The 25,166-nt window shown below is 66.3% G+C and carries 23 protein-coding genes; 16 read left to right on the top strand and 7 right to left on the bottom strand.

Translation table 11 applies throughout. From position 1 onward, the window contains the following. Positions 1 to 14 precede the first annotated feature (14 nt). The 3 genes from J1N50_RS17510 to J1N50_RS17500 all read left to right on the top strand — a co-directional run bounded on the left by J1N50_RS17510 (position 15) and on the right by J1N50_RS17500 (position 3,090). A complete protein-coding gene (locus tag J1N50_RS17510) occupies positions 15 to 710 on the top strand; it encodes a TetR/AcrR family transcriptional regulator (RefSeq protein WP_246553738.1) in 696 nt (231 codons plus the stop codon). A gap of 292 nt (positions 711 to 1,002) precedes the next feature. Then, the gene (locus J1N50_RS17505; protein ID WP_215356143.1) at positions 1,003 to 2,673 is read left to right on the top strand and encodes an MFS transporter; all 1,671 of its coding nucleotides are present in this window, start codon (positions 1,003 to 1,005) and stop codon (positions 2,671 to 2,673) included. A gap of 240 nt (positions 2,674 to 2,913) precedes the next feature. Continuing rightward, positions 2,914 to 3,090 carry a hypothetical protein gene (locus J1N50_RS17500; RefSeq protein WP_215356141.1) on the top strand — a complete coding sequence of 59 codons (177 nt, stop codon included), beginning with the start codon at positions 2,914 to 2,916 and terminating at the stop codon, positions 3,088 to 3,090. Between the two features lie 70 nt (positions 3,091 to 3,160). On the opposite strand, the gene phhA is transcribed toward J1N50_RS17500, so the two are convergent. Next, positions 3,161 to 3,994, bottom strand: coding sequence for a phenylalanine 4-monooxygenase (gene phhA, locus J1N50_RS17495; RefSeq protein WP_215356139.1), 834 nt, complete (start codon positions 3,992 to 3,994; stop codon positions 3,161 to 3,163). A 205-nt stretch (positions 3,995 to 4,199) separates the two neighbouring features. Between phhA and J1N50_RS17490 the strand changes: the two genes are divergently transcribed. From J1N50_RS17490 to maiA, 9 genes are read left to right on the top strand one after another with little or no spacing between them, the layout of a single operon-like run. Continuing rightward, positions 4,200 to 4,667 (top strand): Lrp/AsnC family transcriptional regulator, encoded by a 468-nt coding sequence (locus J1N50_RS17490; protein ID WP_215356137.1) that lies wholly within the window; start codon positions 4,200 to 4,202, stop codon positions 4,665 to 4,667. A 19-nt stretch (positions 4,668 to 4,686) separates the two neighbouring features. After that, positions 4,687 to 5,595, top strand: a complete 909-nt coding sequence (locus J1N50_RS17485) for a tryptophan 2,3-dioxygenase (RefSeq protein ID WP_246553736.1) — start codon at positions 4,687 to 4,689, stop codon at positions 5,593 to 5,595. After that, positions 5,592 to 6,221: an arylformamidase gene (gene kynB / locus J1N50_RS17480; RefSeq protein WP_215356135.1), complete on the top strand. Its 630-nt coding sequence runs from the start codon at positions 5,592 to 5,594 to the stop codon at positions 6,219 to 6,221. The genes J1N50_RS17485 and kynB overlap by 4 nt, the downstream gene beginning before the upstream one ends. Further along, on the top strand, positions 6,218 to 7,453 hold the full coding sequence (gene kynU, locus J1N50_RS17475; RefSeq protein WP_215356133.1) for a kynureninase: 1,236 nt from the start codon (positions 6,218 to 6,220) through the stop codon (positions 7,451 to 7,453). The genes kynB and kynU overlap by 4 nt, the downstream gene beginning before the upstream one ends. Positions 7,454 to 7,463: 10 nt before the next feature. Further along, positions 7,464 to 8,474 carry a carbon-nitrogen hydrolase family protein gene (locus J1N50_RS17470; protein ID WP_215356131.1) on the top strand — a complete coding sequence of 337 codons (1,011 nt, stop codon included), beginning with the start codon at positions 7,464 to 7,466 and terminating at the stop codon, positions 8,472 to 8,474. Between the two features lie 20 nt (positions 8,475 to 8,494). After that, a complete protein-coding gene (locus J1N50_RS17465; protein WP_215356129.1) occupies positions 8,495 to 9,631 on the top strand; it encodes a cupin domain-containing protein in 1,137 nt (378 codons plus the stop codon). Positions 9,632 to 9,664: 33 nt separating this feature from the next. Continuing rightward, positions 9,665 to 10,573, top strand: coding sequence for a fumarylacetoacetate hydrolase family protein (locus J1N50_RS17460; protein WP_215356127.1), 909 nt, complete (start codon positions 9,665 to 9,667; stop codon positions 10,571 to 10,573). Positions 10,574 to 10,584: 11 nt separating this feature from the next. Then, positions 10,585 to 11,337 carry a maleate cis-trans isomerase family protein gene (locus J1N50_RS17455; protein ID WP_281414854.1) on the top strand — a complete coding sequence of 251 codons (753 nt, stop codon included), beginning with the start codon at positions 10,585 to 10,587 and terminating at the stop codon, positions 11,335 to 11,337. 15 nt (positions 11,338 to 11,352) lie between these two features. Then, complete coding sequence (gene maiA, locus J1N50_RS17450; protein WP_215356125.1) at positions 11,353 to 11,994, top strand: maleylacetoacetate isomerase; 642 nt, start codon at positions 11,353 to 11,355, stop codon at positions 11,992 to 11,994. A 32-nt stretch (positions 11,995 to 12,026) separates the two neighbouring features. Here the strand turns inward: maiA and J1N50_RS17445 are convergent, their stop codons facing one another. Together J1N50_RS17445 and J1N50_RS17440 are read right to left on the bottom strand one after the other, a co-directional pair. After that, the gene (locus J1N50_RS17445; RefSeq protein WP_215356123.1) at positions 12,027 to 13,142 is read right to left on the bottom strand and encodes a serine hydrolase domain-containing protein; all 1,116 of its coding nucleotides are present in this window, start codon (positions 13,140 to 13,142) and stop codon (positions 12,027 to 12,029) included. Between the two features lie 12 nt (positions 13,143 to 13,154). Further along, positions 13,155 to 15,431 carry a TonB-dependent receptor gene (locus J1N50_RS17440; protein ID WP_215356121.1) on the bottom strand — a complete coding sequence of 759 codons (2,277 nt, stop codon included), beginning with the start codon at positions 15,429 to 15,431 and terminating at the stop codon, positions 13,155 to 13,157. A gap of 105 nt (positions 15,432 to 15,536) precedes the next feature. Here J1N50_RS17440 and J1N50_RS17435 point away from each other — a divergent pair, with 105 nt between their 5' ends. Then, a complete protein-coding gene (locus tag J1N50_RS17435) occupies positions 15,537 to 16,787 on the top strand; it encodes a TetR family transcriptional regulator (protein WP_215356119.1) in 1,251 nt (416 codons plus the stop codon). A 5-nt stretch (positions 16,788 to 16,792) separates the two neighbouring features. On the opposite strand, the gene J1N50_RS17430 is transcribed toward J1N50_RS17435, so the two are convergent. From J1N50_RS17430 to manD, 4 genes are read right to left on the bottom strand one after another with little or no spacing between them, the layout of a single operon-like run. Beyond that, positions 16,793 to 18,496 carry an N-acyl-D-amino-acid deacylase family protein gene (locus J1N50_RS17430; RefSeq protein ID WP_215356117.1) on the bottom strand — a complete coding sequence of 568 codons (1,704 nt, stop codon included), beginning with the start codon at positions 18,494 to 18,496 and terminating at the stop codon, positions 16,793 to 16,795. 44 nt (positions 18,497 to 18,540) lie between these two features. Beyond that, on the bottom strand, positions 18,541 to 19,254 hold the full coding sequence (locus J1N50_RS17425; RefSeq protein WP_215356114.1) for a FadR/GntR family transcriptional regulator: 714 nt from the start codon (positions 19,252 to 19,254) through the stop codon (positions 18,541 to 18,543). A 34-nt stretch (positions 19,255 to 19,288) separates the two neighbouring features. Continuing rightward, positions 19,289 to 20,182: a DUF4861 family protein gene (locus tag J1N50_RS17420; protein WP_215356112.1), complete on the bottom strand. Its 894-nt coding sequence runs from the start codon at positions 20,180 to 20,182 to the stop codon at positions 19,289 to 19,291. After that, positions 20,182 to 21,393 carry a D-mannonate dehydratase ManD gene (manD, locus tag J1N50_RS17415; protein WP_215356110.1) on the bottom strand — a complete coding sequence of 404 codons (1,212 nt, stop codon included), beginning with the start codon at positions 21,391 to 21,393 and terminating at the stop codon, positions 20,182 to 20,184. Before manD ends, J1N50_RS17420 begins: the two co-directional genes overlap by 1 nt. A gap of 115 nt (positions 21,394 to 21,508) precedes the next feature. Here manD and J1N50_RS17410 point away from each other — a divergent pair, with 115 nt between their 5' ends. From J1N50_RS17410 to J1N50_RS17400, 3 genes are read left to right on the top strand one after another with little or no spacing between them, the layout of a single operon-like run. Further along, the gene (locus J1N50_RS17410) at positions 21,509 to 22,669 is read left to right on the top strand and encodes a glycoside hydrolase family 88/105 protein (protein ID WP_215356108.1); all 1,161 of its coding nucleotides are present in this window, start codon (positions 21,509 to 21,511) and stop codon (positions 22,667 to 22,669) included. After that, a complete protein-coding gene (locus tag J1N50_RS17405; protein ID WP_215356106.1) occupies positions 22,666 to 23,889 on the top strand; it encodes an alginate lyase family protein in 1,224 nt (407 codons plus the stop codon). Before J1N50_RS17410 ends, J1N50_RS17405 begins: the two co-directional genes overlap by 4 nt. After that, positions 23,886 to 25,046 (top strand): alginate lyase family protein, encoded by a 1,161-nt coding sequence (locus J1N50_RS17400; protein ID WP_215356104.1) that lies wholly within the window; start codon positions 23,886 to 23,888, stop codon positions 25,044 to 25,046. The genes J1N50_RS17405 and J1N50_RS17400 overlap by 4 nt, the downstream gene beginning before the upstream one ends. The last annotated feature ends 120 nt before the right edge of the window (positions 25,047 to 25,166 follow it).

Here is a 25,166-nt window from a genome sequence, read left to right as displayed (position 1 = left end):
GGAAGGAAGCGAATTTGGCGTCGAACGCAAAGATTGCGGTGAAGCGGCCCACCAAGGCGGAAAAGCGTGCCGAGATGATGGAGCAGATTCTCGACACGGCCGAGCTTCTGTTCTCGAAGCATGGCTTCCACGGCGTGACCCTGAAGGATGTCGCGAAGCAGATCGGAGTCCACCACACGCTGCTCAACTATTATTTCGACGACAAGCGGACGCTGTTCGACGCGGTGTTCGCGCGGCGCGCGGTGGTGACGATCGAGAAGCGGATGAAGGCGCTCGACGATTATGATCGCGCAGCGCGCGGCAAGCCGACGGTCGAGGGCGCGCTCCACGCCTTCCTCGACACCGACCTCGACCTCTATATTCAGGGGGGCGAGGGCTGGAAAAATTACGGCGCGTTCGGCGCGCAGGCGTCGAACAGCCCCGAGGGCGCCGAATTCATGGACAAATATTTCGATCCGGTCGTCCTGCGATTGATCGACCTGCTCAAAAAGGCGCTTCCCGACGCCGCCGAGGAAGATATCTTCTGGGGCTATCATTTCGTCACCGGCGCGCTGATGCTGACGCTCGCGCGGACCGGGCGCATCGACAAATTGTCGCACGGGCTTTGCCGGTCGGACGATTATGAGGCGGTGAAGGCCCGCATGGCGCGCTTCATGGCCGCGGGATTCCGCGATATCTGCAACCAGCGACGGCTCGAACGCGAGGACTGAACCCGGGGCGGCTGGCGATGACTCGATCTCTTCAATTCATTCACTCACCGGTGAGTTATTGATATGCAAGGCAGGGGAGTTGCGGGAATGGATCTGGCGGGACGGGTTGCCCGTGTGACGGGCGCCGACGGCGGATCGGGACGACTGGCCGCATCGCCGCCGGCACGACAAGGCGCGAGCGCGGGCTTCACCGCGTCGAGGATGGCGGCCTGCCGCTGATATTCCACGGGTGGCGGGACGGACGGGACGGACAAGAGCCCGCCGCCGCTGCCGGGTCGAAAGGGAGAAGGATATGGCAACCGACAGCGAAGCCTTGCCCGCCGAAAAGGGGGCAAAGGGCCAGAACGAAACGCTCGTCATCACCGCATCGTCGCTGGGGACGGTGTTCGAATGGTATGATTTCTACCTCTACGGGCTGCTGGCCAGCGCGCTGTCGCACCATTTCTTTTCGGGCGTGAACGAGACGACGGGGTTCATCCTCGCGCTGATGGCCTTCGCCGCGGGCTTCGCGGTGCGGCCGTTCGGCGCGCTCGTCTTCGGGCGCGTCGGCGATATCGTCGGGCGCAAGAACACCTTTCTCGTCACCATGGCGATCATGGGGCTGTCGACCTTCGCGGTCGGTTTCCTGCCGAATTACGAGACGATCGGGGTCGCCGCGCCGATCATCCTGATGTTGCTCCGCCTGCTGCAGGGGCTGGCGATCGGCGGCGAATATGGCGGCGCCGCCGTCTATATCGCCGAGCACGCCCCGCCCGGAAAGCGCGGTTTCTACACCAGCTTCATTCAGACCACCGCGATGATCGGGCTGATCCTCGCCTCGACCTTCGTCGTGTCGTTGCGGCTGTTCATGGACGAGGCCAGCTTCGGCGAATGGGGTTGGCGCCTGCCTTTCATCTTTTCGATCGTCCTGCTCGGGATCGCGATGTGGATCCGTCTGCAACTGGAGGAAAGTCCGGTCTTTCAGCGTATGAAGGAAGCAGGCGCGACGTCGAAGGCGCCGCTCAAGGAAGCGTTCGGCGAGTGGAAGAATTTGAAGATCGTCCTGATCGCGCTGTTCGGTGCGGTCGCGGGGCAGGCGGTCATCGGCTTTGCCGCGCATCTCTATCCGCTCTTCTATCTCGAGCGGATCGCTCGCGTCGACGGCGCGACCGCGAACTTCCTGGTTGCCGCGGCGCTGACGATCATCATCCCCAGCTTCGTCTTCTTCGGCTGGCTGAGCGACCGGATCGGGCGCAAGCCGATCATGATGACCGCGTGCGTCGTCGCGGTCTTCGTCTATTTCCCGCTGTACAAGGCACTCGTCGTTGCGGCGAACCCGGCGATGGCCGCGGCGGTCGAGCGGGCGCCGGTGACGGTCTTCGCGCACGCGGGCGAATGTTCGTTCCAGTTCGATCCGATCGGCAAGAACAGCTTCGACACCACAAGCTGCGATATCGCCAAATCCTATCTGGCGAAGAACGGGATCAACTACGCCAATATCGTGGCGTCGGCCGGAACGGCGGCGTCGGTGCGGGTCGGCGAACGGGTGATCGCAGTCCCCGACCCGGCGGGTCTGGACAAGGAGGCGGGCGCCGCTGCGGTCGCTGCGTTCGGCGCCGCGGCAAAGGCGGCGCTGGATGATGCGGGCTATCCCGACAGGGCCGATCCGGCAAGGGTGGACAAGCCCAAGGTGATCCTGATCCTCTGCGCGTTCGGCGTGCTGGCGACGATGGTCTATGGTCCGCTCGCTGCGCTGCTCGTCGAACTCTTCCCGGCGCGCATCCGTTACACGTCGCTGTCGCTGCCCTATCATATCGGCAACGGCTGGATCGGCGGCTTCATGCCGACCATCGGCTTTGCGATGGTCGCGGCGACGGGGAATATCTACCAGGGGCTGTGGTATGCGGTGACGATCGCCGCGATCACCGCAGTCGTCGGGATTTTCTTCCTGCCCGAAACATACAGGCGGGATATCGAAGCCTGAGCGCGATCGACCGAACCGGCGCGCGCCGCAGGGCGTTCCGTCGCCGTTGGCGCCCCGGTGGCCGCGGCCGGTCAAGATGACGAATCCGTAATCCGGCGGTCATCGGGCGGGCAGGGGCGGGCGTCTATTCCTCGGGCGTCGGGTTGAGCCGGTCCGCTCCATCCCCCTGACCCTGGCAATGGACCGGCTCCCCCTGACACGCCCCCGGAAGGGTGGATCAACAGTCTGAGGAGTCCAATCATGCGTAACTATGCGAAGCTCGTTGCTGCCGGCGCCCTGTCGCTGGCGATGATCAGCGGATCCGCCTTTGCCGCGACCCCGGCCGCCACGCCGGCGCAGTCGCACAAGGCGGTCAAGGCCCCGGTGAAGAAGGCCACGATGCACGCCGCGAAAAAGACCGACAAGAAGGCCAAGTAAACCGGCCGATCCTGTTCCGTCCGAAAGGCCGGTCCGCTTCTTGCGCGGGCCGGCCTTTTCCGTTGTGCGGTCAAAGGGTGAAGGGACTATCGCCTTCAGCCGTTTCGCCGGGCGCGAGCAGCGGCAGCTCTTTCAACCGCGCATAGATCGGGGTGAAATCGGTCTCGTCGGTTTCCTTCAGCAGATGCTCGAAACTCTCGATCACGAAATAGGTCGGCTGGAAGTCGTCGAAGAGATAGTCGCTTCGCATCACGCGCGCGAGGTCGAATCGCAGCCGCCGCGCGCCGGGAGACGTCACCGCATGGACGGTTTCGGCGATGCTCGACAGCAGCCCGGCGCCATAGGCGCGAATCCCGCCCGCCTCGCGCACCAGCCCGAACTCGACGGTGTGGAGGTAGAGACGTCCCAGATAGTCGGCGGCGCCCAGCGTTTCGGCGCGCAGCCCCGCCTTGCCATAGGCGACGAGGAAGTCGGCGAAGACCGGGTTGGTGAGCATCGGCAAATGCCCGAACAGGTCGTGGAACATGTCGGGTTCCTCGCTGTAATCGAGCGAATCCGGGCCGCGCAGGAAGTTGGCGGCGGGGAAGCGGCGTGCGGCGAGGTGCCGGAAAAAGGGCTCGTTCGGGATCACGCCCGGGACCGGCACGATCTCCCACCCCGTCGTCGCCTTGAGCCGCGGGTTGAGGTCGGCGAGGTCGGGAATTCCGGGCCCCGCGAGGTGCAATATGTCGAGCCCGTCGAGAAAGGCCTGCGAGGCGAATCCGCCCAATGCCTGCGACTGGCGCGCGACGAGCTGGTCCCAGGTGCGATGGTCGTCGGCGCTGAACTGGCTCCAGTTCTGCGGCATCGTCCAGTCGGCCGCCACGCCCGCGGGCGGCGCTTCGAAAACATGCGTTGCGGCCATCGCCGGGCTCCCTTGCGTTTCGGCTGTGCAGGATAGCGCGCGAAGCGGCGAACATTGTCCCGAACCCGCATTGATCTTGCGCGCATTTCAGAACAATGTTCTGTCCGGTTTGAAGTACAAAAAAGGCTGTTCTGACCTTTCGCGGGAAACTTGGTTGTTTTCCTGCGGCGGGCGGACTGGCCGGTGAACAGCCGGAGCAGGGAAGATGGACAAGATCGACTGGAAAATCCTGACCGAGCTCGAGGGCGACGGACGCTTGTCGTTCGCCGACCTCAGCGAACGCGTGGGGCTTTCCAAATCGCCCTGCTGGTCGCGCGTGCGCGATCTGGAGGCCGATGGCGTGATAAGCGGTTATCATGCGCGGATCAGCCCCGCGGCGCTGGGGCTCGCCGTCCAATGCTATGCCGATGTGCGGATCAAGTTCGACGGCCATGCGGCGTTCGAGGCGGCGGCGCTCGCGCATCCGGCGATCATCGAATGCCACACCACCGCGGGCGACAGCGATTATCTGCTGCGCATCTACGCGCGCTCGGTCGAGCATCTGGACGAGCTGCTGCGCAACGACCTGTCGAAGCTTCCGGGCGTCCACCGGCTGTCGACGACCGTGTGCCTCAAGACCATCAAACAACATGCGCCCCTGACACCATGGGCCTCGGAAGGAGCGCGGGCGTGACGCGCGCGGGGAGGACGGCTTGAGCATCAGGCGATTTGTCGAGGACGGAGTCGAGAGCTTCGAGGCCGAGATCGACGGCGAAATGATCCAGTGGGACAAGGGATTGTCCTACGCCCGGCATCTGCAGACCGAAAAGCTGCTCTCGGCGCAGGTTCCGGTGACCGACAAGCCCGACGAGATGCTGTTCGTCATCATGCACCAGACGATGGAGCTGTGGCTGAAGCTGGTGCTGCACGAGGCGCGGATCGCGGTTGCCGCGATCCAGGCCGACGACCTCGGCCATGCGGGCAAGACGCTCGACCGCATCGCGACGATCCAGCGCCACATGATCCATAGCTGGGAAGTGCTGGCGACGCTGACCCCGCATGATTTCCTGACCTTTCGCGGCTATCTGCGCAAAGCGTCGGGGTTCCAGTCGCACCAGTATCGCGAGCTCGAATATCTGCTCGGCAACAAGCGCGAGGATCTGCTCCTTGTCCACGCCGACGATGCCGAGACGCACGCACGGCTGAGCGCGGTGCTGCACGCGCCGTCCTTCTATGACGAGGTGCTGAAACTGCTTGCGCGACGCGGCTTCGCGATCCCCGCCTCGCATCTCGAACGCGACTGGAGCCGGCCTTATGAGGCGTCCGAGGCGGTCGAGGATGCCTGGCTCGCCGTCTATTCGGACGTCGAGCAATATTGGGATCTCTACATGCTGGCCGAAAAGGTCACCGCACTCGAATATTATTTCCAGGAATGGCGCTTCAAGCACATGAAGACCGTCGCGCGGGTGATCGGGCAGAAACAGGGCACCGGCGGATCGGCCGGGGTCAATTATCTGGTCAAGGCGCTGAACCTCAGCTTTTTCCCCGAACTCTGGGCGATGCGAACGCGCATGGTCGCGCCGAAGGCCGGCGGCAACTATGCCGACGGAGGCGCGCCGTGAGGATCTGGGATATCTCGCAGGTGGTGCGACCCGACATGCCGGTCTGGCCGGGCGAGCCGCCGGTCCGCGTGATGCGCAACGTCGAGATCGGTGACGGCTGCCCGGTCAACGTCGGCGAGATCGATGCGCCGCTCCACGCCGGCACCCATGCCGATGCGCCGCTGCATTATGCCCCCGATGGCGCCGCGAGCGCCGATTGCGACCTGGCGCCGTACATCGGCCGCTGCGTGCTCGTGGATGTGCGCCACGCGGCGGCGCGGGTCGAGATGGGCGACGTCGACTGGGATGCGGTCGCGGGCGCCGAGCGCGTGATCTTCCGCACCTATGATCGCTTTCCCGCCGAGGTATGGGACAGCGATTTCACCGCGATCGCGCCCGATGTCGTGGCCAGGCTGCGCGAGGGCGGGGTACGGCTGGTCGGGACCGACGCGCCGTCGCTCGATCCCGAAACATCGAAGACGATGGACGCGCATCACGAAATCCTCGCGGGCGACATGCGCATCCTCGAGGGGCTCGTGCTCGATGACGTGCCGCCGGGCGAATATGAACTGATCGCGCTGCCGCTGAAGATCGCGGCCGCCGATGCCAGCCCCGTCCGGGCGATCCTGCGGGAGCTTGCGAAGTGAAGGATGGTCTCGCCGAAGTCGCCGATCTCGACGCGCGCGATCCGCTGGCGCCGTTTCGCGACGAGTTCCGGCTGCGCGACGGGCTGATCTATGTCGACGGCAATTCGCTCGGCGCGCTGCCCAAGGCGACGGCAGCGCGTCTCGCGGCGACGGTGACCGAGGAATGGGGAGAGGGGCTGATCACCTCGTGGCTCGGCGCCAACTGGGTCGGCGCGCCGCAGCGGATCGGCAACAAGATCGCGGCGCTGCTCGGCGCGAAGGCCGGCGAGGTGATCGCGGCGGACTCGACCTCGGTGAACATCTTCAAGGCGGTGACCGCGGCGGCCTCGCTCCGCCCCGACCGGTCGGTGATCCTGTCGGAGACGACCAATTTCCCGACCGACGTCTATATGATGCAGGGGATCGAGGCGTTCAGCGGCGGGCGGCTCAAATCGGTGACGGTCGATCCCGACGCGGTGCTCGATCGGCTGGGCGCGGATGTCGCGGTGCTGCTGCTGACGCAGGTGCATTACAAGTCCGGCCTGATCCGCGACATGGCCGAGGTGACGCGCCGCGCGCACGAAAGGGGCGTGCTGGTCGTCTGGGATCTCAGCCACAGCGCCGGCGCGATCGAGGTCGACCTCAATGGTGCGAACGCCGACTTCGCGGTCGGCTGCGGCTATAAATTTCTGAACGGCGGTCCCGGCGCGCCCGCCTTCCTCTTCGCGGCGGAGCGCCACCATGACGCGATGCCCGTGCTGTCGGGCTGGTTCGGCCATGCGAGCCCCTTCACTTTCGAGGAGGATTATCGCGCCGCCGCGGGCGTGACGCGCTTCCTCTGCGGAACGCCGCCGGTGCTCGGGCTGGCCGCGCTCGAATGCGGCGTCGACCTGATGGCGCGCGCCGACATGCGCGAGCTGCGCAAGAAGTCGGTCCGGCTTGGCCAGCTCTTCATCGAGCGGATGACCGCGCGCTGCGGCGAGTTCGGCTTCGCACTCGTGAGCCCCGCCGATCCCGAGCTGCGCGGAAGCCAGATTTCCTATGCGCACCCCCATGGTTACGAGATGGTGCAGGCGTTGAAGGAGCGCGACGTGATCGGCGATTTCCGCGCCCCCGACGTGCTGCGCTTCGGGCTGACGCCGCTCTATCTTCGCTACGCCGACGTCGTCGAGGCGGTCGAGCGGCTGCGCGACATTTGCGTGACGCGCGCTTGGGACAAGCCCGAATATCGCGTCCGCGCGGCCGTGACCTGAGGAGACGCCGATGCTCGAACTCCCCAAATCGAAGGTCGCGGCGGTCCAGACGGCACCCGTCTTCCTCGACCCTGCGGCGACGGTCGACAAGGCATGCGCGCTGATCGCCGAGGCCGCGGGCAACGGCGCGAAGCTCGTTGCCTTTCCCGAGGTGTTCGTCGCGGGCTATCCCTATTGGAACTGGCTGATGACGCCGGTCGAGGGGAGCGAATGGTTCGAACGGCTCTGCCGCGCCGCGATCACCGTGCCGGGGCCCGAGGTCGAGCAATTATGCGCGGCGGCGCGTGCGCATGACTGCACGGTGGTCATCGGAGTCAACGAACGCGACCCGCGCGCGCTCGGTACGCTCTACAACACCAACCTTGTCATCGGCGCCGACGGGACGTTGCTCGGCCGGCATCGCAAGCTGGTGCCCACCTGGGCCGAGAAGCTGACCTGGGCGGGCGGCGACGGCGCGAGCCTCCGCGTCTATGACACGCCGGTCGGCCCGCTCGGGACGCTCGCGTGCGGCGAGAATACCAATACGCTCGCGCGCTTCGCGCTGCTCTCGGCGGGCGAACTGGTCCATGTCGCCAATTATATTTCGCTGCCCGTCGCGCCGGCCTCGTACAATATGGCTGACGCGATCCGCATCCGCGCCACCGCGCACAGCTTCGAAGGCAAGTTGTTCACGATCGTCGCCTGCTCGACCGTCAGCGAGGAGATCATCGCGGCGATGAGCGCCGGGCGGCCCGAGAACCGCGCGCTGCTCGAGCGGCGGCAGAGCGCCTTTTCGGGCGTGATCGGCCCCGACGGCAATCTTGTCGGCGACCCGCTGATCGACGACGAGGGCATCGTCTATGCCGAGATCGACCTCGCGCGCTGCATCCAGCCCAAGCAGATGCACGATATTATCGGCGCCTATAACCGCTTCGACATTTTCGACCTGCGCATCGACCGGCGCCCGCGCACCAGCGCGAGCTGGCGCGATCACGAAGTGCCGCCCGCCGACGACGACGGTGCGGAGCCGCCCACGGCTTGAGATTGGCAAGGAGAGGCAAGATGGCCAGCGTCGTGTCAAAACCCGATCCCCGCGATGCGCAGCTCGGGCGCGCGCGTGTCACCGATACCGACGAGCTCCGGCAATTCTATGCCGAGCTCGGCGCGCATAATGCCGACGCCTTCTGGAACCGCGCCAACGCGATCGAGCCGTGGGAGCCGCAAAGCCGGTACAATCCGACGCTGTGGAAATATGCCGAGATGCGCGAGCTTTGCCTGCGCGCGGTCGAACTGGTGCGGCCCGAGGATGCCGGGCGGCGCGTCGTGACCTTGCTCAACGACAGCGATGCCGGGCGCGCGAATACCGCGGTCTGCGGCTGGCTGTTCAGCGGCCTGCAGGCGATGCGTCCCGGCGAGATCACTCCCGCGCACAAGCATACCGCCTCTGCGCACCGCTTCATCATGGAGGGCGGCGGCGCCTATACCGTCGTCGACGGCCATCACATCACGCTCGGCAAGAATGATTATGTGCTGACGCCGAACGGGTGCTGGCACGATCATGGCGTCGCCGCCGACGGCCAGCTTTCGATCTGGCAGGACGGGCTCGACATTCCGCTGATGAACTGCATGGAGAGCAATTTCTATGCGGTCTATGACGCGCCGGCGCAGACACCGGGCTTTCCCGCCGACGACCTGCCGCTGTCCTATGGCGGTGCGATGCAACCCGACGGGGTCGAGGCGTGGGCGCGGCCTTTTTCGCCGACGATGGTCTATCGCTGGGAACAGGTGCGCGACGCGATCTGGAATTTCGCCAAGGTTTCCGATGGCTCGCCCTTCGACGGGCATATCATGCGCTATTCGAACCCGCGCACCGGCGGCTGGGCGCTTCAGACGATGGGTGCGCATATGCAGATGCTGAAGGGCGGGCTGCATACGCGCGCCCACCGGCACACCGGCAACGTCGTCTATAATGTCGCGCAGGGGCGCGGCTATTCGGTGATCGGCGGCCGGCGCTTCGACTGGGCGGAGCACGATATTTTCTGCGTTCCCGCCTGGGCCTGGCACGAGCATGTCAATCTCGATGCCTCGGAAGAGGCGTTCCTCTTCTCGTTCAACGACTTCCCGGTGATGGAGGCGCTCGGCGTCCGGATCGAGGAGGCGCTCGAAGACAAGGACGGCCGTCAGCAGGTTCAGGCCTGAACGTTCATCGCAACCCGCAACAGGAAAACAACCATGCGCTTCGTCACCTATCGCACGGCCGAAACCGGGCCGCGCCTCGGCCTCGTCCACCAGGGACTCGTCATCGACGTCGAATATTTCGGCGACGCGATCGGTCATGATCTGCCCGCAACGATGCTCGACTTCATCGATCTGGGCCCGATCGCGCTCCGCTTTCTGCAGGAGGCCGTCGCGGCCGCGACCCCCGCCGATCTGGTCGGCACGTCGCTGCCCGAGGGCAATGTGACGCTGCTCGCGCCGATCCCGCGCCCGCGCAAGAATATCTTCGGCATCGGCCTGAACTATACCGAGCATGTCGCCGAATCGGCGCGCGCGCTCGACACGTCGGACGCGCTGCCGAAGGAGCCGGTGATCTTCTCGAAGCCCCCGACGGCGGTGGTCGCGTGGAACGACCCGATCCGCCACAATGCCAAGGTGACGCAGCAGCTCGACTGGGAAACCGAGCTGGCGGTGGTGATCGGCCAGACCGCGCACCGCGTGGCCGAGGCCGACGCGCTGGGTCATGTGTTCGGCTACACCGTTATCAACGATGTCAGCGCACGCGATTGCCGCCGCGCGGGGCAGTGGATCGTGTCGAAGGGGCAGGACAGTTTTGCGCCGATGGGCCCGGCGATCGTCACCCGCGACGAAATCACCGATCCGCAGAACCTTAATATGTGGACCAGGGTCAACGGGGTCGAAAAGCAGAACAGCAACACGCGCTTCATGCTGTTCAGCGTCGCGCAGCTCATCGCCGACATATCGGGCGTGATGACGCTGGAGCCCGGCGACATCATCGCCACCGGTACCCCCGCCGGTGTCGGCGCGGGCCGCGACCCGCAGGAGTTCATGTGGCCGGGCGACGTCGTCGAATGCCATGTCGAGGGCATCGGCACCTTGCGTAACCCGATCGTCGCCGTCTGAAGGACCAAGCGATGACCCGTCCTTTCCGCGTCGGCCAGATTGTGCCGAGTTCGAATGTCACGATGGAAACCGAAATCCCCGCGATGCTCCGCGCGCGCGAGGCCATCCTGCCCGACCGTTTCACCTTCCACAGCGCGCGGATGCGGATGAAGAAGGTGACGAAGGAGGAACTGGCGGCGATGGACGCCGATTCCGACCGTTGCGCCTTCGAGCTGTCCGACGCCGCGGTCGACGTGATGGGCTATGCCTGCCTCGTTGCGATCATGAGCATGGGCCCCGGCTATCACCGCGTGTCGGAAAAGCGGCTTCACGGGCGGACCGTCGAAAACGGCCATGCCGCGCCGGTCGTGACGAGCGCGGGCGCGCTGGTCGATGGCCTGCACGCCCTCGGCGCGAAGCGAATCGCGGTGGTCGCGCCCTATGTGAAGCCGCTGACCCAGCTCGTCGTTTCGTACATCGAGGGGGAAGGGATCGCGGTGCAGGACTCGCTGGCGCTCGAGATTCCCGACAATCTCGAGGTCGCGGCGCAGGATCCCGCGAACCTTCTTGCCCACTATAAGAAGCTCGACCTCTCGGGGATCGATGCGCTGGTGCTGTCGGCCTGCGTCCAGATGCCTTCGCTGCCCGCGATCCAGAAGGTCGAGGATGAAATCGGATTACCGGTCGTTTCCGCGGCGGTCTGTACGGCGCATCAGATGCTCAAGCGGCTCGGCCTCGAAGCGCGGGTGCCGGGCGCCGGTGCGCTGCTTTCGGGGCGCTACTGATCGAAGGGACGGGCGATGCGGCTCTACAGCTATTTCAGGTCATCGGCCGCCTATCGCGTGCGGATTGCGCTCGCGCTCAAGGGGATCGACGCCGAGCAGGTTGCGATCAACCTGCTCGCGCGCGAGCCGCTGCCGGACTATCGGCAGGCGGTCAATCCGCAGGGTTTCGTGCCCGCGCTCGACACCGACGCCGACGGGCTGATCGTCCAGTCGCTTGCGATCATGGAATATCTCGACGAGACGCATCCCGAGCCCGCGCTCTTGCCCGAGCGTGCCGCGGATCGTGCCTATGTCCGCGCCGCCGCCCAGCTTGTCGCCTGCGACATCCATCCGCTCGCGAACCTTCGCGTGCTGCGCTACCTGAAACGCGATCTCGGACACGATCAGGCGGCGATCGACGGCTGGTACCGGCACTGGGTCGAGGACGGGCTGGTGCGGCTCGAGGCCTTTGTCGCGGCGGAACGGACGAGCGGGCGCTTCCTGTTCGGCGATACGCCGACGATGGCCGATTGCGTCCTCGTTCCGCAACTCTTCAACGCGCGCCGACTCGCCTGCGATCTGGCAGGGATGCCGACGCTCGTCGCGATCGATGCCCGCTGCGCCGAACTCGACGCGTTCAAGAGAGCGCATCCGGACCGGCAGCCCGACGCCGCCTAGATTCCGCTTCAATCTGACCCTAGCCCGCCCGCTCACAGACAGCGATAGACCGCCTCGATCAGCGCCACGTCGCGCGGGTCGTCGCGAAGCTGGGTTCCCATGCGGTTCATCGTGTAGCTCAGCGAGAGGTTCGCGTCCGGATCGGCGAAAGCGAAGGAGCCGCCCCAGCCCGAATGGCCGAACGCCCCGCGATTGGGGCCATAGATGCCGTCCGAATTGGTCAGGAAGCCCGCCGCCCAACGCGCGGGCAGCCCGAGCACGAGGTCGATGCCATCGGTCCGCGGCGCGGTCGCGGCGGCAAGCGTCGCAGGGCCGACGAGTCCATCCGCGAAGCGCGCATAGAGCCGCGCGAGCGCCCCGGCGTTCGCGTGTCCGTTCGCCGAGGCGAGGTCGGCGGCGCGCCACTGCGAATCGTTGGGCAGCAGCGGATCGAGCGGCGGGTTGGCGAGCGCCGCAATCTGCGGCGGCGTCAGGCTCCCGATCGTGTCCGAACTCAGCTCGGGCGGCGCGATCATCTCGGCGCGCCGGCCGTGCAGTTGCGGGTCGAGCCCGATCGAGAGGTCGAGGCCGAGCCCCGCCGCGAGCTCGTCACGGACGAAGGCCTTGAGCGACCGCCCTTCGATCCGTTCGAACAGCGCGGTCGCGAGGATGCCGATGCTGATTGCATGATAGCCCGACGCGCTGCCGGGCTCCCACAGCGGCGCCTGCGCGGCCAGCCGGTCTGCGGCCGCCGCGCCGCTCAGCAGGTCGGCCACCGTCGCGGGCGCGGTGAAGCCGCAGATCCCCGCCTGATGCGACAACAGCATTCCGACCGTGATGGCCTCCTTGCCTTCGGCGGCGAATTCGGGCCAGTGGCGCGCGACCGGGTCGTCATAGGCCATGAGCCCGCGATCGACGAGCATCGCAAAGGCGATCGCAGCGATGCCTTTCGTCGTCGACCAGAGATTGACCAGCGTATCGTCCTGCCACCGCTCGGTCCGGCCGGCGTCGCGCCAGCCGCCGACGAGGTCGACGACAGGTTCGCCGCCGACGACCAGGCACACGGCGGCGCCAATATCGCCGCGCTCGGCGAAATTGGCGGAAAAGGCATCGCGAACGGGCGCAAAACGGGGATCACAGCGGCCGGCGATCGGGGTGTGGGTCGTCATCGCTCCTTCTCCTCAGTAACGGAAGCTGAGTTCGACGCCATAGGTTCGGGGCGCGTTGTAGATGCGATTGACGATGCCGAGCGACGCGAGGTTCACCCCCTGCACGACATAGCTTTCCTTCGTCAGGTTGCGGCCCCACAGTGCGACCTCCCAGCCCACCTTGCTATCGCCGAGCGAGACGCGTGCATTGAGCAGCCAATAGGCGCGCGATGCGATCAGCGGATCGTTCGAGGCTTCCTTGAACGCCGAGGACGCATAGCGCGCGTCGCCCTGAAGCGCGGCGGTCAGCCGCGACGACAGGTCGAACTCGTAGCGCGCCTTGCCCGAGAAGGAGGTCGCGGGGGCGTTGGGGAGGCGGTTGCCGGCCGGCACCGTGCCCGCAGCGGTTTCGAACGAGGAAAGATGCGTATCGAGCAGGCCCAGCCCGCCCGAGAGCGTCAGCCCCGAAACCGGGCGCAGGATCAGGTCGATATCGGCGCCGAAGACACGCGCGCTGTCGACATTGCCGACCTTCTGCACCGACAGGCCCGTGGCGGGATCGATGAAGCGGACGAAGGTCTGCGGGTCCTTGTAGTCATAATAGAAGGCCGAGACGTTGAGCGTCACCGCACGCCCGAACTCGCTCTTCACGCCGACCTCGTAAGCGGTGAGGGTTTCGGGGCGATAGGGGAGCAGCTGGCTGTCGTTGTTGGTGAAGCCGCTGAAGAAGCCGCCGCTCTTGCGCCCGCGCGAGACCATCGCGAAGAGCAGCAGGCCGTCGCGGGGCCGGACATTGAGCCCGATGCGCCCGGTCAGGTTGCTGTCGCGGATCGTGTCGTCGATGAAGGTGTCATTGACCCCGACCAGCGGGGAGGGGGTGATGAAGGTCGTGCCGCCCTCATAATGCCGGCGCTCGCGCGTGAAGCGGAGCCCGGTGACCAGATCGACCTTGTCGGAAAGCGTCCAGGTGGCGTCGGCATAGAGCGCCGCCGAGCGCGTGACCTGATCGTAATTCGTCTTGCCCGATCCACTGGCTGCGCCGAGGAAGACGAGCGGCCAGGCGTCGCCATAGTTGGTGTTGTCGCCTTGGACCCGGTCCCACGAGTAGAAGGCGCCGCCGACGAGATCGATCGTATCGTTGCGATAGCCGATGCGCAGTTCCTGCGTGAACTGGCGGACATCCTCATCCTCGTCATAGTCGAACTGCTGCAGCGGGGTCGCGTCGACGTCTATATGATAGAGGCGCGAGAAATCGATATAGCCCGTGATCGCGGTGATATCGACCGTGCCGATGTTGTAGCTGACCTTGCCGGTCAGATTGAGCTGATCGATGTTGTAGGGGAAGCGCCCCACCCAGTCGCCATGATAGGGATTGGCGTTCGTGTTCCGGTAGCCATAGGCATCGACGCAGGCCGCATTGTCGAGCCGGCCCTGCAGCACTGCGGCGCACGGCACGAAGGGCGTGCCGATGCCATAGGTGCCGTTGAACTGCGGCACGCCCATCTCGGACCGCGACCGCTCGCCCTCCGCCTTCAGCAGGATATCGAGCCCTTCGGCGGGATGGAGCGCGAGTTGCAGGCGCCCCAGCCAGATATCGCGCGTCCCGATATCGCGGCGGCCGGGGGTGCCATCCTCCTGCAGCGAACTGGTCCAGTAGCCGCGTCCCTGCTGGATCGTCTTGCCGCCGATCCGCAGTTGTGCGGTCTCGGATAGCGGGATGTTGAGCGTCGCCTCGGCATCGAAGCTGTCGAAATTGCCGTAGCTCGCCTTGGCAAAGGCGGCGAAGGCGTCGCCCGGGGTTGCCGAGACGATGTTCACCGCCCCCGCTGTCGTGTTGCGGCCATAGAGCGTGCCTTGCGGACCCTTGAGAATTTCGATGCGGCCGAGGTCGAAGAAATTGCCGCTCATCAGGCCGGGCGAGGCGAGGGGGATGTCGTCGACATAGATGCCCGCCGCGGGGCTGCTGACCGTGCTGAAATCGTCGAGGCCGATGCCGCGGATCGTCACGGTCGGCAACGCGCCGGGGACGGTTTCCTTGATGTCGACGTTCGGCACTTGGGTGGCAAGATCCTTGATTTCGGCGACGCGGGCATTGCGGATGCCCTCGGCCGAGAGCGCCTGGATCGTCGCGCCGACGTCCTGCAACCGCTCCTCGCGCTTCATCGCGGTGACGACGATATCGCCGTTGTCCGCATCGGATGCATCCTGCGCATAGGCGCCGGCCGGTTCCATCATCGTCGCCAGGCCGACAAGCAATGCGGATTTCCGTACCTTCGACCTCGCGGCACTGCCGCCAGCCATCTTTGTCATCGCCTCTCCCTTTCCCGAACATTCTTGTTCGTTTATGATTCTGACAAACAGGTATGTTCAACATACCGACTTGTCAATTCTTTCGTATCAGGGCAGGCAGGCGCGATGGAACGGGCTGTATCGGCGAGCGGCGACAAGCCGCTGCTCAGCGCGGCGCGCGCCGCGCGTCGCGGGCGCCTGCTCGATGGCGCCGCGGGCGAGTTCCGCCGCAACGGCGTGGCGGGGGCCGATCTTGCGCTGATCACGCGCGAGGTTGGGCTGACACGGTCGAGCCTCTATAATTATTGCACCGACCGCCATGATCTCGCGCGGCAATGCTATCTGCATCTGCTCGATCCGATGTTGCAGGATCTGGCGCGCGCGATGGCGCGGAGCGGGTCGGGGCTGCAGGCGATCGTCGATTTTCTGGTCGAGGCCCGCGACCGGGATCAGTCGCACGCGATCATCGCGTCCGAACTCGATACGCTGTCGGCCGACGGCCGACGCGAGATCGAGCGGCGCCAGACCGAGGCGTTCGACATGCTGGCGGCGCTTGTCGAGCGCGGCATCGGCGATGGGTCGATCCGGCCGAACGATCCCGCGATCGCGGCGCGGACGATCTGGGGCATTCTCGCCTGGGCGCCGCTGGGCGACATCTGGTCGCGCCGCGCCGAGCGCGATCCCTTCGGGCGGCTTTCGGTCGAATTGCCGCGGATCGTCGAAAGCGGCGTCTCGACCAGGCCCGCACCCGCGCGCATCGAGGCGGTCGAAATCGACGACTGGTCGGCGCTTGCGCCGCCGCCGCCCGCCGACCGCGCCGGCGAAATCGTCGCGACCGCGTCGGCACTCTTCAACGCGCGGGGCGTCGACGGCGTGTCGCTCGACGATATCGCCGCTGCCATGACGGCGACGAAGGGCCTGATCTACCACCATTTCGACAGCAAGGCGGCGCTGGTCGCACAATGCCTCGACCGTGCCTTCGCCATTTACGACAGGCTGCTGGATCGTGGCGAGCGGCATTCGAGCGGGGTCGAGCGCGCGCGCGCGGGCATCGTGCTCAATGTCCAGGCGCAGCTCGATCCGGCGGGGCCGATGTCGCTGACGGCAACCTCCTATCACAAGCTTTCGAGCGAGGAGCAGGCGCGGTTCAGCGTCCAGACCAACCATCTGCTCGACCGATCGATCGCGACGATGGAACTCGGCAACCGCGACGGCACGTTGCGCCCCTTCGAGGCCGAGCCCACTGCGCTGGCCTCGGCCGGCACCTTCAATTTCGTCGCGCGCTGGCTTCCCGCAGAGGCGGCCGCGTCACCGATCCGCGTTGCATTCGAGGTATCGAACCTGTTCCTGCACGGACTCAGCGCCGACCGCCGATAGCGGCATCAGCCGCAGCGCCCCCATCCCCTGCCCCGCACCGCACGGCCCGGCGTCGCGCCGCTGTGCCGCCCGTCCTTGAGAACGGCGACGCCGTTCACATAGACGTCGCGCATGCCGACCGCATAGCGATGCGGCTGTTCGAAGGTCGAGCGATCGGCCACCGCCGCGGGATCGAAGACGACGACATCGGCGTAATAGCCGGGCTTCAGCGCGCCGCGTTCGGCGATGCCGAGATTGGTCGCGGGCAGGGTCGTCAGGCGCCGCACCGCTTCCTCGAGCGTGATCAGTTTCTCGTCGCGGACATAGCGGCCGAGCAGGCGCGCGAAATTGCCGTAGGTGCGCGGGTGGGCGCCCGATTTCAGGAACACGCCCTCGGTCGATTGCGACGCCGCGTCGGACCCGAAGCTCATCCACGGCAGTTGCACCTGTCGCCGGACATTGTCCTCCGACATCAGGAAATAGACGGTGCCGACGCGCGACCCGTCCTCGATCACGAGGTCCATTGCGGTTTCTTCGGGCGATTTGCCGCGCATCGCCGCGACCTCGGCGAGCGTCTTGCCGGTGAGCGGCTTCAGCGCCTCATTCTTGAACCCGGTCAGGATCATCTTGTCGGCGCCGGCGCCGAAATAGAGATTTTCCCAGTCGCTGCCCGGTTTCTGCATCTCGGCGGCAACGCGCGCGCGCGTCGCGGGATCCTTCAGCCGTTCGATCCATGCTTCGAGGCCGCCCGCCTGCACCCAGGTCGGCATCGCCGCGTCGAGCCCGGTCGCCCCGGCGGTGTAGGTGTACATGTCGGCGGTGATGCGCAGCCCCTCGGCGCGCGCCGCCTCGATCTTCTGCACGACCGCGTCGAGCTTGCCCCAGTTCGCGCGGCCCGCCATCTTGAGATGATAGATTTCGGCGGGCGCACCCGATCGGCGCGCGATCTCGATCAGTTCGTCGACGGCTTGCTCCAGCCGGTCGCCCTCCGACCGCATATGGCTGATGTACATGCCGCCGCACTTGCCCGCCTCGGTCATCAGCGCCGCAAGCTCGTCGGTCTCGGCATAGGAACCGGGCGCATAGATGAGCGAGCTGCCGACGCCGAGCGCGCCCTCGTTCATCGCCTGCCGGACGAGCAGTTTCATGCGCGCAAGCTGTTCGGGGTTCGGGTCGACGTCATCCTCGCCGAGCTCGTGGACGCGCACCGTCGCGGCGCCGACGAAGCTTGCCACATTCGTCGCAATGCCACGCCTTTCGAGCCAGCCGAGATAGTCGCCAAGGCTCGTCCATTCGATCGTGTAGCGGATATCGCCCTGCCGCTCGGTTTCCTGCCGCTTCATCGTCGCATTATACGGGCCCATCGACCAGCCTTCGCCCATCACCTCCAGCGTCACTCCCTGCCGGATATCGCTTTCGCTGCGCGGATCGGCGATCAGCGATTCGGTCGCCCAGCTCAGCATGTTGATGAAGCCCGGGGCCACCGCCATGCCGCGCGCCTGCACCTCGCGCTTCGCCGTGCCGTCGACCTTGCCGACCGCGACGATGCGGTCGCCCTTGATCGCGACGTCGCCCGTGACGGGCGGCGCGCCCGACCCGTCGTAGATCGTGCCGCCGCGAATGATCAGGTCATAGGCGGGGCTCGCCCCCTTGGCGGCCGCGGGCGGCGTCGCCGCCATCGAGCCGCCCAGCAGCATCAGCGAAAGGACGAAAGGCCGTGGCAGCGTCATCTTTTTCTCCGTGGATGGCCGGTGAGCGGTCGTCGAATCGTCGATCAATCCTTCGGCAGCGCCTGCTGGATTGCGCGGTATCGCGCGACCGATTTTTCCATATGACGTCGCGCCGCGCGGCGGGCAGCGGCGGGGTCCTGCGCTTCGATAGCGGTATAGATCGCGCGGTGGTCGTTATTGATCGTGCGCGCATAATGCTGGTGCCGCTCCGGGTCGCTGCCCTGCAGGTACAGCTTGCGCGAGGGGACAAGGCGGATGCCGAGGAACTGGGTGAAGCGCAGGAAATAGTCATTGCCGGTTGCCGCGGCGATCGCGGCGTGGAAGGCGGTATCGGCGGCGACCGACGCGTCGACGTCGGTGCTCGCCTCCATCGCATCGAGTGCGCTGCGCAGCGCGGCGAGGTCGGCGTCGGTGCGGCGCCGCGCCGCGAGGTCCGCCATTTCGGCCTCGAACCCCATGCGCATTTCGAGCAGGCGCAGCACATCCTCGATCTCGCCGACCTCGTCGGCGGCGATCTGGAAGGCGCGATATTGCGCGCCGTCGGGGACATAGGCGCCCGAGCCGCGCCGCGACACCAGCAGGCCGCGCGCGGCGAGGCGCGAATAGGCCTCGCGCACGACGGTGCGGCTGACGCCGAACGCCTCGGTGATCGCCTTCTCGGTCGGAAAGCGCGCGCCAGGGGGCATGTCGCCCTTTTCTATCTGTTGTTCAAAGCGCTGGACCAGATCGTCGGCCAGCGACGCTGCCTTGGTCGCCATGGCGGGCAGGGTTATCAAAGCGCCGCGACGCTGGCTAGGGCCGGAAGCCGGGGTGCTGGTCGGCGACGTAGCTTTCCCATGCCTCGCGCGTCGCGAAATCGCCGCCGCGGTCCCACGCCGCGCCGCTATAATAGACGAAGGGCTTGCCCGGCGTGACACGGACGAGGATCAGATAATTGTCGGCGTCTTCGGCAAAGCCCGCGAACGCGGCGGGATCGACGATCACCGCGGCGGCCATGCGGCCCTTGTCGCCATCGGGCGGTCCCCACCAGCTCATTCGCGCATTCGCCGCGTCCTTGGCTATCTCGCCGAGCTTGCCGCCGTTTATCGGGCGCTTCGCGAGGCCGATGCCGACGACCAGTTCGGCGTCGCTGCTCGACGTCAGCGTCGAGGTCAGCCGCGTGAAATTCGTACCTGCGGGCAGGGTGAAGCGCCGCGTCTCGCGCACCGTGTACAGCGTATCGACCGGCCACGGATCATAGTCGACCGTGAAGTCCGCGACCGCGGGTCCGGCGCTCAGGATATGCGGGCGGACATAGTTGCGCGAGGTCCACAGCTTGTTGTCGTACCAGATGCCGATCCCGCCGGCGCCGCGCCCGGTGCCGACATTATAGAAATCGAGTCCCTCGCCATGGTCGGCGTGCTGATCGCCGGTGCGGAGCTGGCGGTCCATATAGGGCCAGCGGACGCGCTTGCCCCATGCGTCGATTCCCGACGAGGATGGCGGTTCGGCGGCTTCGAGCGCGCGCGAATAAATCCGGTGCGCGATGCGGTCATTCTCCCAGAGCAGGTCGCCGTAACGATAATCGGCGATCACGACCGCGGCTCGTGCCTGCTGCTCGTCCGGCGTGGCGGGACGCAGCCGTTCATGATCCTCCGCGAGTGCGGGCGCCGAAATCAACAGGGCAGCGAGCAGGGTGCCGCGCATCACCAACTCCACATCGTCCCGTCCTCGAGCCGGTTCACCGGCAGATAGGCGCGGGCATAAGGATGGTTGGCGGCCAGCGCCTCGTCGATGTCGACGCCGAGTCCGGGGGCCTCGCCGGGATGGAGCATCCCGTCCGCGAAGCGATAGGCGTGCGGGAAGACAGCGTCGGTCTCGGGGGTGTGGCGCATATATTCCTGAATGCCGAAATTGGGGATCGCGAGCCCGAGGTGCAGCGCCGCCGCCATCGTGACGGGCGACAGGTCGGTCGCGCCGTGACAGCCGGTGCGGACCTGGTGCAGGTCGGCGAGCGAGGCGATCTGGCGCATATGCGTGATGCCGCCCGCGTGGAGCACGGTCGCGCGGATATAGTCGATCAACCGGTTCTCGATCAGCGCCTTGCAGTCCCAGACCGAGCTGAAGATTTCGCCGACGGCGAGCGGCGTCGTCGTGTGCTGGCGGATCAGGCGAAACGCCTCCTGATCCTCGGCGGGAGTCGCGTCTTCGATCCAGAAAGGCCGATATGGCTCCAGATCCTTGCCCAGCCGCGCCGCCTCGATCGGGGTCAGGCGGTGGTGGACGTCGTGGAGCAGATGGACATCCCAGCCGAGCGCCTCGCGCGCCGCCGCGAACAATTCGGGGACGACACGCAGATATCTGGCCGTCGACCAGATATTTTCGGTGGGCAGGTCGGCGTCGGCGGGCTCGTAGAAATATTTGTCGCCGCTGACGCCATAGGTCGACGCCATGCCGGGCACCCCGCATTGCAAGCGGATCGCCCTGTACCCCTGCCGCTGATAATCGAGCGCGGCCGCGACCGTGTCCCCGATCGTCGTGCCGTTGGCATGGCCATAGACCATGCATCCCTCGCGCGAGGCGCCGCCCAGAAGCTGATAGACGGGCAGTCCCGCGACCTTCCCCTTGATATCCCACAGCGCCATGTCGACCGCGGCGATCGAAGTCATCGTCACCGGACCGCGCCGCCAATAGGCGCCTTTGTAGAGATACTGCCAGATGTCCTCGATCCGGTGCGCGTCGCGGCCGATCAGACAGGGGACGACATGGTCGGCGAGATAGCTCGCGACCGCAAGCTCGCGCCCGTTCAGGGTCGCGTCGCCGACGCCGGTCGTGCCGTCGTCGCATTCGATCTTCAGCGTCACGAAATTGCGTCCGGGGCTCGTTACGATCACCCGGGCGGACACGATCTTGGGCATGGCCTCTCCATTCGTCGATAGTTGTATGACAACCTTATTGACAGGCTCGACGTAAAAGGAAAGAGAGAAGTCGCCGGCGACAAGGACTGGCGAGCGAACCTTGCGGGAGAGAGCGATGCCGATGAATTTCTTCGCGCCGCTGATGCTGGTCGCCGCGCCCGCAGCGGTCGCCGATGCCGATCCGGCGATGCCGACTGCGACGGCGATCCTCGTCGAGACGCGGCGGGTTGCCGACTGGCAGCTGGCCAACCGCACCAATTGGGGGGCGATGCCGGCGGCGCGGCCGAGCGTTCGCAACCCGCGCGACTGGCAGCAGGCGACCTTCTGGGTCGCGCTGACCGCGCTTGCCGACCGCGATCCGCGCTATCGCAAGCCGTTGGTCGAGCTGGGGCGCGAGCTTGGCTGGAAGCTCGGCGACAAGCCCTATCATGCCGACGACCAACTCATCGCGCGCGCCTGGATCTGGGCGGCGAAGAATGGCGAAGGGGACAAGGCGCTGGCCCCTGCGCGCGCCTATTTTGACCATGTGCTTGCGAACCAGCCGACGACCGGCCTCGCCTTTGTTTCCAATGCCGCGGGGCAGGGTGATCCCGCCTGCACCGATCGCTGGTGCTGGTGCGATGCGCTGTTCATGGCTCCCGAGACGCTGCTGAAGCTCGCGAAGGCGACCGGCGACAAGCGTTACGCCGATTTCGCGCACGCCGAGTTCAAGTCGACGACCGACTATCTCTACGATCCGGCGGAGCGGCTCTATTTCCGCGACAGCCGCTTCTTCGACCAACGCGACGCGCAGGGGCGCAAGCTGTTCTGGAGCCGCGGCAACGGCTGGGTGATGGCGGGGCTGGTCGGTATTCTCAAGACGCTCGACAAGGACGATCCGAAGCGCGGCTATTATGAACGGCTGTTCCGCGACATGGCGGCACGGCTCGTCACGCTGCAAAAACCCGATGGCTATTGGCCCGCTTCGCTGCTCGACCAGGGTGCGGGGACGCCCCCCGAAACGAGCGGCACCGCCTTCTACACCTATGCCTTCGCGTGGGGGATCGAGGCCGGGCTGCTCGACCGCGCGACATACGAACCGGGGGCGGTGCGCGGGTGGCAAGCGCTGGTCCGCGCAGTGCAGCCCGACGGGATGCTCGGCTGGGTGCAACAGGTCGGCGACAGGCCCGACAGCGTATCGGCGCACGAGACGCAATTCTACGGCGCCGGGGCTTTTCTGCTCGCGGGGACGGCGATGGCCGACCTCGCGGAGACGCGCCGCCTGAAAATGAAATGAAGATTCTTGCCTCTGTCTCGCTGGCGTTGCTGTCGCTGGCTTCGCCCGCCGTTGCTGCTCGATCGGATCAGCCGGTCTGCGAAGGCAGCGAGGGCTATGCCGCCAGTTTCGGGGGACGGCGAACCTTCGCTCTGAACCCCGCCGACCTTGAGGCGATCAAGGCGCGGCGGACGAGCGACCCGGTCGTCGCCGCGGCCTATCGCGACCTGATCGCGCGGGCCGACAAGGCGCTCGCTGCCAGGCCCGCGTCGGTGATGGACAAGCGGGCCGCTCCACCATCGGGCGACCGCCACGATTATGTCAGCCTCGCGCGCTATTGGTGGCCCGACCCCGCCGATCCCGAGGGACCCTATGTGCGCCGCGACGGCGACACCAATCCCGAGATCGAGACGAACCGCTTCGATCGCATCGCACTCGCCCGCATGGCGCGCGAGGCGGAGACGTTGGCGCTCGCCTATTATTACAGCGGCGACACCCGCTATGCCGATGGCGCGGCGCGGGCGATCCGGACCTGGTTTCTGGATCCGGCGACCGCGATGAACCCGAACATGGATTTCGCGCAGGCGGTGCCGGGGGTCGCGAACGGCCGCGCCGAGGGCGTGCTCGACGGTGCAGGGTTCATCGGGGTGATCGACGCGGCGGGGCTGATCGCACCTGCGGGATCGCTCTCGCCCGCCGAAAATGCCGCGCTCGAAAGCTGGTTCGCGCGCTACATCGACTGGATGCAAAACAGCGCGAACGGAAGGGCGGAAGCTGCCGCGGGAAATAATCACGGCCTTTGGTACGACGCCCAGCTTGCCCGCTTCGCGCTGTTTGCGCGGCGCCCCGATATAGTGCGCGACATTGCGCTGCATTTTACCGAAGGGCGCATCGACAGGCAGGTCGATGGATCGGGCGCGATGCCCGCCGAGCTGACCCGCACCCGCAGCTTCCATTATTCGCTCTACGCGCTCGACGCCGCCTATACGGTCGCCGACAGCGCGGCGTGCATCGGCATCGATCTGTACGCGGAAACGGGGCCAAAGGGGCGCTCGCTCCGCCAGGCGACCGACTATCTCGCGGCCTATCGCGGGCGCGCCGCGGACTGGCCCTACAAGGAAAAGGACTGGCCCGCCGACAGGCTCGACGGCTTGCTGGTGCGCGCCGACCGGGCGTGGGGGCCGGGTGCCTATCCGCGGCACATCCCTGCAGATCTCGTACTCCGCTATCGGGTGCCATGATTGCGCGGCGCACCCTGCTTCTGGCCTTGTTGCTGGCAGCGCCGGCGGCATGGGCGCGCAATTCGGGGGCGTTCGACATTCGCGCGATCGAGCGCAAGCGGCTGCTGCCGCAGGGGCCGGCGTTGCTGGCGGTCGAACCCCGGACGATCGCCACCATCCCCGCGCCGCGCAGCCCCGCGGGACCGCATGACTATTATTCCGAGGGCGACTATTGGTGGCCCGATCCTGATCATCCGGGCGGTGCTTATCTACGCCGCGACGGACGATCGAACCCTGACAAGTTTGACGGGCACCGCGACGCGCTGATCGCCTTCGGTCGTACCGTTCCCGCGCTCGCCGCTGTCTGGGAGCTGACCGGCGATCCACGCTACGCCGAGGCGGCAATGCGGCATCTTCGCGCCTGGTTCGTCGACCCGGCGACGCGGATGAACCCGCAACTCAACCATGCGCAGGCGATCATCGGGGTGAACAGCGGGCGCGCGATCGGGGTGATCGATACGCTCCAGATCGTCGAGGTTGCGCGCGCTGCGGAGCTGTTCGCGCGCCGCCAAGCCCCCGGCTATGCGGCGATGCGGGCCGAGGTCGAGCGGTGGTTCGCCGACTATCTCGACTGGCTGACGACGTCGCCCTTCGGGATGCAGGAGCGCGACGAGAAGAATAATCACGGTAGCTGCTGGCTGCTCCAGGCCTCGGCCTTTGCGGCTCTGCTCGGGCGCGGCGATGTGCTGGAGGCGGCGCGGGCGCATCTCAGGACCGTGATCGTCCCGACACAGATCGCACCCGACGGCCGCCAGCCGCTAGAGCTCGCGCGGACCAAGCCCTATGCCTATTCGCTGTTCAACCTCGACGTGCTTGCCGCGAGTGCGTGGCTGCTCGGCGGTCACGATCTTGTCGCGTGGGAAACCGGCGACGGGCGTTCGATCGCCAAGGCGATTGCCTTCATGGCGCCTTATGTCGCCGACAAGGCGCGCTGGCCCTTCGCGCGCGACATCGAATATTGGGATGGCTTCCCGGTGCGCCAGCCGAGCCTGCTGTTTGGCGGACTCGCGCTCGACCGCCGCGACTGGACCGCTTTGTGGCAGCGCCTCGAACCCGATCCCCGGATTGACGAAGTCGTTCGCAATTTCCCGGTCCGCCAACCTTTGCTCTGGCTATAGGCATCGATGCGTCCGCGGTGCGGGACAAAGATGTCTGACATTTTTCTTGACATGATGTGGCGAAAGGGCAATCACTAATGACACCGGTTACCAAAAGTGGAACCGGACAGGAACGGAGAG

The sequence above is a fragment of the Sphingopyxis soli genome, assembly GCF_018682675.1.
GTDB classification, from domain to species: Bacteria; Pseudomonadota; Alphaproteobacteria; order Sphingomonadales; family Sphingomonadaceae; genus Sphingopyxis; species Sphingopyxis soli.
The sequence above is the reverse complement of the archived record's forward strand: the minus strand, read 5'-3'. Positions and strand labels throughout refer to the sequence as shown.